At 73.0% G+C, this 9096-nt stretch carries 7 protein-coding genes and 1 rRNA gene; all 8 read left to right on the top strand.

The annotated features are described in order from the left end of the window. Positions 1–189: 189 nt before the first annotated feature. The 8 genes from rrf (at position 190) to recN (ending at position 9004) form a co-directional block, all read left to right on the top strand. Positions 190–306, top strand: a 5S ribosomal RNA gene (gene rrf, locus BLS56_RS26565). A 2590-nt stretch (positions 307–2896) separates the two neighbouring features. After that, entirely contained in the window at positions 2897–3178 is a 282-nt protein-coding gene (locus BLS56_RS30980) for a hypothetical protein (RefSeq protein ID WP_139191012.1), read from the top strand. Then, complete coding sequence (locus tag BLS56_RS26555) at positions 3172–4248, top strand: tetratricopeptide repeat protein (protein ID WP_194957337.1); 1077 nt, start codon at positions 3172–3174, stop codon at positions 4246–4248. Before BLS56_RS30980 ends, BLS56_RS26555 begins: the two co-directional genes overlap by 7 nt. Beyond that, a complete protein-coding gene (locus tag BLS56_RS26550; RefSeq protein ID WP_091456280.1) occupies positions 4241–5236 on the top strand; it encodes an HAD-IIA family hydrolase in 996 nt (331 codons plus the stop codon). Before BLS56_RS26555 ends, BLS56_RS26550 begins: the two co-directional genes overlap by 8 nt. 42 nt (positions 5237–5278) lie before the next feature. Beyond that, entirely contained in the window at positions 5279–5467 is a 189-nt protein-coding gene (locus BLS56_RS26545; protein WP_407640554.1) for a hypothetical protein, read from the top strand. Between the two features lie 3 nt (positions 5468–5470). Further along, entirely contained in the window at positions 5471–6277 is an 807-nt protein-coding gene (locus BLS56_RS26540) for a TlyA family RNA methyltransferase (protein ID WP_091456274.1), read from the top strand. After that, a complete protein-coding gene (locus tag BLS56_RS26535) occupies positions 6274–7164 on the top strand; it encodes an NAD kinase (protein WP_091456271.1) in 891 nt (296 codons plus the stop codon). The genes BLS56_RS26540 and BLS56_RS26535 overlap by 4 nt, the downstream gene beginning before the upstream one ends. A gap of 64 nt (positions 7165–7228) precedes the next feature. Next, positions 7229–9004, top strand: a complete 1776-nt coding sequence (gene recN, locus BLS56_RS26530; RefSeq protein ID WP_091456319.1) for a DNA repair protein RecN — start codon at positions 7229–7231, stop codon at positions 9002–9004. Positions 9005–9096 lie beyond the last annotated feature (92 nt).

The following is a 9096-nucleotide window of genomic DNA, read 5'->3' as shown; positions in this document are numbered from 1 at the left end:
TAGACGACTGGGTTGATAGGCCAGAGATGGAAGCCTGGTAACGGGTGGAGTTGACTGGTACTAATAGGCCGAGGGCTTGTTACAAAAATGCTACGCATCCACTGTGTGGTGTCTGAGACACCAACCACCCCCACCATCCCTGTTTTTCGGGTTGGGTCGGGGTTGAGGGTTGTGTTTGTTTCATAGTGTTACGGCGGTCATAGCGGTAGGGAAACGCCCGGTCCCATCCCGAACCCGGAAGCTAAGCCTGCCAGCGCCGATGGTACTGCACTCGTGAGGGTGTGGGAGAGTAGGACGCCGCCGGACAATCATTCCCGAAGGGGCTTGTGGTGGGGCACGCGAAGCGTGTACCTGACCACAGGCCCCTTCGGTGTCGTTGGAGTATGTTGCGGGTAATCCGCACGCGGGAGGATCACGGTGTCGGAGTTCGGGCGACGAGGCGGCACGGACCGCGGCAACAACAGCGGCGGCGACCGCAGAGGCGAGCCAGGCGGCGGAGCGAACCGCAGGGGCGACGCCCAGGAGGGCGGCTCCGGCCGCTCCGCGAACCGCGGCTCCGCCAACGACCGAGGCGGTTACCGCCCCACCTCCGCCAACCGGGACCGCGGCGGCTTCCGCTCCGCCCCCAACCGCACCACCGGCACCGACCGCGGCGGCTACCGAGGCGCCCCCTCTGACCGCGACCCCCGAGGCGGCTACCGCCCGGACCGCGACACGGCGGGCGACCGGGACTCCCGAGGCGCCACGCCTTCCCGCGGCGCCTCCGGTGACCGCAAACCCAACACTTTCCGCACCAAGAACGGCGCCCCCAGCAGCCGCGACTCCGGCGGCTACCGCCCCAACCGCGACTCGTCCGGAAACCGCGACTCCGGTGGTCACAACCCCAACCGAGGTTCCTCTGGCGGCGGTGCGTCCGGCGGCTATCGCTCTGACCGCGGTTCCTCGGGCAGCCGTGATTCCGGTGGCTACCGTTCCGACCGCAGTTCCTCCGGCAGTGGCACTTCCGGTGGTTACCGCTCCGACCGTGGTTCGTCGGGCGGGACTTCTGGTGGTTACCGTTCGGACCGCAATTCCTCCGGTGGCGCTTCAGGCGGCTACCGCTCCGACCGAGGTTCGTCCGGTGGAACCTCTGGTGGCTACCGTTCTGACCGTGGCTCATCGGGCAGCGCGTCCGGCGGTTACCGTTCTGACCGCGGCGGTTCTGGTGGTCGCGACTCGGGCGGCTACCGTTCCGACCGCAGTTCCTCCGGTAGTGGCACTTCCGGTGACTATCGTTCCGACCGTGGTTCGTCCGGCGGGACTTCTGGTGGTTACCGTTCCGACCGGGATTCTTCAGGCAGTCGCGATTCCGGTGGTTACCGGTCTGACCGTAGTTCTTCTAGTAGTGGTTCTTCCGGTGGTTACCGCTCGGACCGGGATTCGTCGGGTGGCCGTGAATCCTCTGGTTACCGGTCTGATCGCGGTTCTTCTGGCGGTTATGGCTCGGACCGGGGGGCTGGCGGGCGCGGTTCCGGCGGCCACAACGCCGACCGGGGTTCGTCCGGCAGCAGCGGTGGGTCCGCGGGCTACCGCTCTGACCGGGGCACTTCCGGCGGTCGTGACTCGGGCGGTCACCGCTCGGACCGGGATTCGTCTGGCAGTCGGGACTCGGGCGGGTATCGCTCTGATCGCGGAGCCTCCGGCGGCCGCGACGCCGGTCGAGGCGCGCGTGAATCGGGGTACCGCTCCGACCGCGATTCTTCCGGTGGCGGCCGTGAGTCCGGTGGTTACCGCGCTGAGCGTGGAAGTTCTGGCGGTCGCGACTCTGGCGGTTACCGTGGCGGCGCTGGTGGCCGTGATTCCGGAAGTGACCGTTCCGGCGGCACTGGCGGTCACCGGTCCGGGGGCGGGCGGGATTCCGGTGGCTACCGATCGGACCGGGCGTCCTCGGGAGACCGTGACTCGCGTGGTCAGCGTTCCTCGGACGATCGGGACGCCGGTGGTTACCGCTCCGACCGTTCCGGTTCGTCTGGTGGCTATCGGGCTGGCGGGGCTGACCGGTCCGGGGCGGGCTCCCGTGGCGGTAAGCCTGGGTTCCGTTCCGACCGGCCGAGTCGCCAGTCCGACGACCGAGGCGGATCTCAGCGTCGGGACACCCCGGGCAAGGGCGGCTACCCCCGTGGCGATGGTGGCGACCGGCCGTACGGCAAGAGTGCCGATCGGGGCGGTTACCAGCGCAAGGACGACCGCGCGAGCGGCTACCGCGATGGTGGCGACCGTGCCGGTTCCCGTTACTCGGACCGGTCGGGCCAGGATTTCGCGGAGGGCCGGTCCGGCAAGCGGCCCGAGTCCACTGAGCAGGCCCGGTTTGCCGAGGTGACGCCTCGGCGTTCGGATGCCCCCGGGCCAGACGCCACGGAAACCACCGAGCGGACAACTCCGCACGCGGGCGACCAGCAGCCCTCCCGTGCAGGGGGCCGCGAGACGACCCGCACCACCGACGACGCGACTGACAACTCGCGCGGCGATGACCAGCGGACCAGTTCGGGCGAAGACGCGCGGGACGGCTCCCACCGCGACGGGCGCGGCGACCGAGGTGCGGGAGTTTCGGAAAGCACCGCGGCCCGAGCCGAAGGCTCACAAGCCCGCGACACCGATGACGACCTGGGACGCCAGGGTGACGACGCTCCGGACAACTGGGGCGATGAGTCACGCGGTCACCGGGGCGATGAGCCGCGTGGACTTCAGGGCGAGAACGCCCGGAGCGAGCAGGGCGACGAGCCGCGTGCGCACTCGGTCGAAGGTGCTCCGGCCAGCCAGGGCGATGAGTCGCGTGGGCGTGCGGGTGGCGACGTTCAGGGCAGCCGGGGTGACGAGTCGCGTGCGGACTTGGCGGAGGGTGCCCGGGGTAGCGAGGGTGACGAATCGCGTGGGCGTGCGGGCGGCGACGTTCAGGGCAGCCGGGGCGATGAGTCGCGTGGGCGTCGAGGCGAGGATGCTCGGACCGGCCGCGGTGCGGATGCCCGGGTTGGTGTTTCGCGCGGGCGTGACGGTGGCGACAGTCGGGGCGACTACGGCCGGGGGCGTCCGGGGGATGACGTTCGGGGCGGCGGTAGGCGCGAGGACTCGCGTGGCGCTCGCGGTGAGGATGGCCGAGGCGGGCCTCGGCGGGACGAGCGGGATGTCGCGCCGGTGCTGAGTGGGCCTCCGGTGCCGGAGGGCGCGGACTACAGCGCGCTCGACGTCGAGGCGCGGGCGGGGCTGCGGAGTCTGCCCAAGTCCCTGGCCGAACTGGTGGGGCGGCACTTGGTCGCGGCCGGGATGCTGGTCGACGAGGATCCGGAGCGGGCGTTGGTGCACGCGCGGTATGCGCGGGAGCGCGCGTCGCGGGTCGCGGTGGTGCGGGAAGCCGCGGGGCTGACGGCGTACCACGCTGGGGAGTGGGCTGAGGCGCTGTCCGAGCTGCGGGCCGTGCGGCGGATGAGTGGCGGCAACGCCCATATCGCGGTGATGGCCGACTGCGAGCGTGCCCTCGGGCGGCCGGAGCGGGCCCTGGAACTGGCCAGGGAAGCAGGCAAGGACCTGCCCGCGGACGTCGCAGTGGAGTTGCGCATCGTGACCGCGGGCGCGCGGCGGGACATGGGGCAGCTGGACGCCGCGGTGGTGAGTTTGCAGGGGCCCGACCTCGATCCCAAGCGGCGGGACCCGTGGAGCGCGCGGCTGTTCTACGCCTACGCGGACAACCTGGAAGCCGCGGGCCGGACCGACGAGGCCATCCGCTGGTTCCTGCACGCAGCCCAGGCCGACGACGACGAGGACACCGACGCGGCCGAGCGTGCCTTCACCTTGGGCGCGGACGAGTCGGAGATCGCCGCCGCCCTGCCCGGTGAAACCCTCGAAATCGAGGACGACGTCACCCAGGACGCCTGCGCCGCCGAGGACGCCGCCGAGCCCACCGAGACGACCGCGGACGCTCAGGCCGCGGTCACGGACGAACCTGTCCGCGACCCCGCCGCTTCGCCCGCCGAGGACTCACCGAACTCAGCGGACCAGGTCGCTGGTCCCGCTGCCGAGTCCGGTGCTGCCGAGTCCGGTGCTGCCGAGTCCGGTGCTGCCGAGTCCGGTGCTGCCGAGTCCGGTGCTGCCGGGCGGGTGGGGGATGACCTGGGTGACGCAGGCAAGCCCGCCGTTGGTGAAGACGAGGTGTCGGTGGCCGGCGAAGATGTGGGCAAAACCGACGACGGGGCGGTCAAGCGGCGCGATGAGTGATCGTCTGCTCGACCTCTACGACGCCGTTCTCGCCGACCTCGATGGCACCGTCTATCGCGGTGGCGAGGCGGTGGTGGGGGCGGCTGAATCCCTCGACGTCGCCCGGGAGCGCGGGGTGGTCGTCCGGTTCGTGACCAACAACGCCTCCCGAGCGCCGCTGGCGGTGGCTGCCCACCTCACCGGTCTCGGCATCGCCGCTCAGCCAGGCGAGGTCAGCACCAGTGCCCAGGCGGGCGCCGCGCTGGTCGCCCAGCGGCTCGACGCTGGCGCGGAGGTGCTGGTGCTCGGCACCGATGCCCTGGCCGCCGAGGTGGCCGCCGTCGGGCTGGTGCCGGTGCGGGCGCACGGGGACGGCACCCAAGCCGTGCTCCAGGGGCTTTCCCCCGAGCTGGCCTGGCGGGATCTCGCCGAGGCCGCCGTCGCCATTCGCGCTGGGGCGCTGTGGGTGGCGTGCAACGTCGACCGGACGCTGCCGACCGAGCGGGGGCTGCTGCCGGGCAACGGGTCGCTGGTGGCCGCGTTGCGGGTCGCCACCGACCGGGAGCCGTTGGTCGCCGGGAAGCCCGCCGCGCCTTTGCTGACCGAGGCCATCCGCTCCGCGGGGGCGGAGCGGCCGCTGGTGGTGGGGGACCGGCTCGACACCGACATCGCGGGCGCGGCGGTTGTCGGGGCCGACTCGCTGCTGGTGTTGACGGGGGTTTCCACCGCGCTCGACCTGGTGCGCGCCGGGCCGGACGAGCGGCCCACCTACGTCGCGGCGGACATCCAGGCGATCACCGAGTCCGCGGCCACCCTGGAGATCGGGCCCAAGGCCGGGTGGGACGTCCGGCTCACCGCCGACCGGCGGGTCGAGGTCAGCGGCGACGGCGACCCGCTCGACCTGCTGCGGGCGCTGTGCGCGACCTGGTGGGACGCTGGCTCCGGGCCGCCTGCGTTCGCCGTCGAGCATCCCGCCCTGGCAGTCCTCGGACTCACCGGACCGCGCTGACCACGCGCGGGCCCCTCGATCGGATAGCGTGGAGGAGTGCAGGTGGATTTCGACGCGGCCGGGCCGCGACCCGTTCCCGGGCCGCCGTCGCCGACTCAGGACGCCGCCATCGACGCGGCCGTCGCCGGGCTCGCCGGTCTTGACCGGCTGCCCGTCGCCGAGCACGTGGAGCGGTTCGACGCGGTGCACATCGCGTTGACGGCCGCGCTGGCCTCCATCGACAAGGTCTGACCGGTGCCCAGACGGGCGCGTCTCGACGCGGAACTGGTGCGCCGGGGGCTGGCCCGCTCCCGTGACCACGCCAGCGAGCTCATCGCCGACGGCCGGGTCACCGTGCGCGGCTCCGTCGCCACGAAACCCGCCACCGGCGTGGAGACCGACGCGCCCGTGGTGGTGCGCGACCTCGTCGACGACCCCAACTGGGCCTCCCGCGGCGCGCACAAGATCATCGGCGCGCTCGACGCGTTCGGCATCCCGGTCGAGGGCAGGCGGTGCCTGGACGCGGGGGCGTCCACCGGGGGCTTCACCGACGTCCTGCTGCGCCGCGGCGCGCGCCAGGTCGTCGCCGCCGACGTGGGGCGCGGGCAGTTGGTGTGGCGGCTGCAGAACGACGAGCGGGTCGTGGTGATGGACAAGACCAACGTGCGCTCGCTGACCGCCGAGGACATCGGCGGGCCGGTCGACCTGGTGGTCGCCGACCTGTCGTTCATCTCGCTGCGGCTGGTCCTGCCCGCCCTGCTCGCCTGCGCCGACGACGGGGCCGACCTGGTGCCGATGGTCAAGCCGCAGTTCGAGGTCGGCAAGGAGCGCCTGGGCTCCGGCGGCGTCGTGCGCAGCCCCGAGGTGCGCGCCGAGGTGGTCACCCGGCTGCTCAAGGCCGCGGGCGACCTCGGCCTGCGCGCCCACGGCGTGGTCGCCAGCCCGCTGCCCGGACCCTCGGGCAACGTCGAGTACTTCGCCTGGCTGCGCCGAGGCGACCCCTTGGCCGAGGACGACGCGGCGGCGCTGGTCGAGACCGCCGTCCGAGAAGGGCCGCGATGAGCACCGACCGAGAGATCCTGCTGGTGGTGCACACCGGCCGCACCGAGAACCGCCGCACGGCGGAGAAGGTCGCTGGCTGGTTCGCCTCGGCCGGGGTGCGGCTGCGGGTGCTCGACGACGAGGCCCCCGACCTGGACCCGTGCTGCTACAGCCGGGTCGTCCCGCTGGGTCCGGACGCGGCGGTGGGCACCGAGCTGGTGTTCGTGCTCGGCGGCGACGGCACGCTGCTGCGCGCGGCCGAGCTGGCGCACCCGGCGGGCGTGCCGGTGCTCGGGGTGAACCTGGGGCGCGTCGGGTTCCTCGCCGAGGCCGAGTCCGACGCCCTCGAAGAGGCCGTCGACCTGGTGGTCCGGCAGGGTTACCGGGTCGAGGACCGGATGACCGTCGACGTCACAGCCACCCTCGACGGCGTGGTCCTCGCCGACACCTGGGCGCTCAACGAGGCCAGCGTGGAGAAGAGCAGCCGCGAGCGCATCCTGGACGTGCGGATCGAGGTGGACGGCCGCCCGGTGTCCTCCTTCGGCTGCGACGGCGTGCTGTGCGCGACGCCGACCGGGTCCACCGCGTACGCGTACTCCGCAGGCGGGCCGATCGTGTGGCCGGACGTGCAGGCGATGCTGGTCGTGCCGAGCAACGCGCACGCCATGTTCTCCCGGCCGATGGCGGTGTCGTCGCGCTCCGTGGTGGCCGTCGAGGTCGACCCCGGCGGCCACCCGGCCGTCCTGTGCTGCGACGGCAGGCGCACCTTCGACATCCCGCCGGGCGCGCGCATCGAGGTCAGGGGCGGCAGGCTGCCCATCCGGCTGGTGCGGCTGCGCGACGACCGGTTCACCGACCGGCTGGTCGACAAGTTCGCGCTGCCGGTCCAGGGCTGGCGGTCGCGGTGATCCGGTGCACGGCACGACACCGCTGTCACCGGGAGCCGCTAGGGTGCGCCCTGTGCTAGCCGAGATGCGCATTCAGGACCTCGGCGTCATCGACGAGGCCACGCTCGAACTCCACCCCGGCTTCACCGTGGTGACCGGTGAGACCGGTGCGGGCAAGACGATGGTCGTCACCGGACTGCACCTGTTGTCCGGTGGCAGGGGCGAGGCGTCCAGGGTCCGCAGCGGGAAGTCCAAGGCCGTGGTCGAGGGCCGGTTCGAGAACCTGACCGGCACGCCCGCCGCCGCGGTGGCCACCGACGCGGGCGCGGAGCCGGACGAGGACGGCAGCCTGATCGCGCTGCGCACCGTCGCCACCGACGGCCGCTCCCGCGCGCACGTGGGCGGCCGGTCCGTGCCGGTCGGGGTGCTGTCGTACCTGGCCGAGCAGCTCATCGCCGTGCACGGACAGAACGACCAGCTGCGGCTGCTGCGGCCTGCCGAGCAGCGCGCGGTGATCGACCGGTTCGCCGGGGACGCCGTCGCCGACGTGCTGGGGCGCTACCGCTCGGTCCGCGAAGAGTGGCTGGCGGTCACGAACGAGCTGGCCGACCGCACCCGGCGGGCGAAGGAACTGGCCCGCGAGGCCGAGATGCTGCGGCTGGGCCTTGAGGAGATCACCGCCGTCGACCCCCGCCCCGGCGAGGACGTCGAGCTGGTCGACCAGGCCCGCAGGCTCGCCGACGCCGACCAGCTCCGCGAGGCGGCCACCGGCGCGAGCTACGCCGTCGCGGGCTCCCCGGACGGCGACCCGGACATCCCCGGCGCCCTCGGCCTGATCGGCGAGGCGCAGCGCAGGCTCGCCGGGGCCGACGACCCCCGGCTGCGCGACCTGGAGCCCCGGCTCGCCGAGGCGGCCGTGCTGCTGACCGACGTCGGCGCCGAGCTGACCGCCTACCTCGACGGCCTCGACGCCGACCCGGCCGCCCTGGAGCGGGTGCTGGCCCGGCAGGCCGAGCTCAAGGCGATCACCCGCAAGTACGCCGCCGACGTTGACGGCGTGCTGGCCTGGGCGCGCGACGCGGCCGACCGGCTCTCCGGGCTCGACACGTCCGAGGAAGCCCTGGGCGAGCTGGCCGCGCGCAAGACCGCGCTGGCCGCGGAACTGGCCGAGATCGCCGTCGCGCTCACCGCCGCGCGCGCCGAGGCGGCCGACGAGCTGGCCAAGGCGGTCACCGACGAGCTGGGCGGGCTGGCGATGGGCCAGTCCAGCATCCAGATCAGCGTGCGGCCCAAGCCCGCCGAGGCGGGCGACGCGCTGGCCCTCGACGTCGGCGGGCAGTCCCTGCACGCGGGACCGGACGGCGTGGACGAGGTGGAGCTGCTGCTGGTCGCGCACGACGGCGCGCAGCCGCTGCCGGTCCACAAGGGCGCCTCCGGCGGCGAGCTGTCCCGGGTGATGCTCGCCATCGAGGTCGTCCTCGCGCACTCCGAGCCGGTGCCGACCCTGGTCTTCGACGAGGTGGACGCAGGCGTCGGCGGGCGGGCGGCGGTGGAGATCGGCCGCAGGCTGGCCCGGCTGGCGCGCACCCACCAGGTGATCGTGGTGACGCACCTGGCGCAGGTCGCCGCGTTCGCCGACCGTCACCTCATCGTGGACAAGGGCACGCACGGCGGGGTCACCCGAAGCGATGTGCGGACCCTGGACGAGACCGACCGGGTGGTCGAGCTCGCCCGGATGCTCGCGGGCATGGAGTCCACCGAGACCGGCCGCGCGCACGCCGAGGAGCTGTTGGCGCTGGCCGACGGGGAGAAGCACGACTGGGAGCTGAGCGGGCGCCCTCGGCCCAAGCGCAAGCGCTGACCCGAGGCGAGTATTCGTCAGCTCGGCCCGCTGGTCAGGCAAAATTCACCCTTTGGTGCCATCACCCGGCAGGGGGAAGGCGGGCGTGGCGC

This window comes from Actinokineospora iranica (assembly GCF_900101685.1).
Classification (GTDB): Bacteria; Actinomycetota; Actinomycetes; order Mycobacteriales; family Pseudonocardiaceae; genus Actinokineospora; species Actinokineospora iranica.
Note: the sequence above shows the minus strand (reverse complement) of the source record. Positions and strands in the feature narration are given on the sequence as shown.

Bases quoted from the DNA above. Each gene is read 5' to 3' on its own strand.
- BLS56_RS26550 (WP_091456280.1), top strand. From the start codon at position 4,241: ATGAGTGATCGTCTGCTCGACCTCTACGACGCCGTTCTCGCCGACCTC.
- BLS56_RS26535 (WP_091456271.1), top strand. From the start codon at position 6,274: ATGAGCACCGACCGAGAGATCCTGCTGGTGGTGCACACCGGCCGCACC.
- recN (WP_091456319.1), top strand. From the start codon at position 7,229: ATGCGCATTCAGGACCTCGGCGTCATCGACGAGGCCACGCTCGAACTC.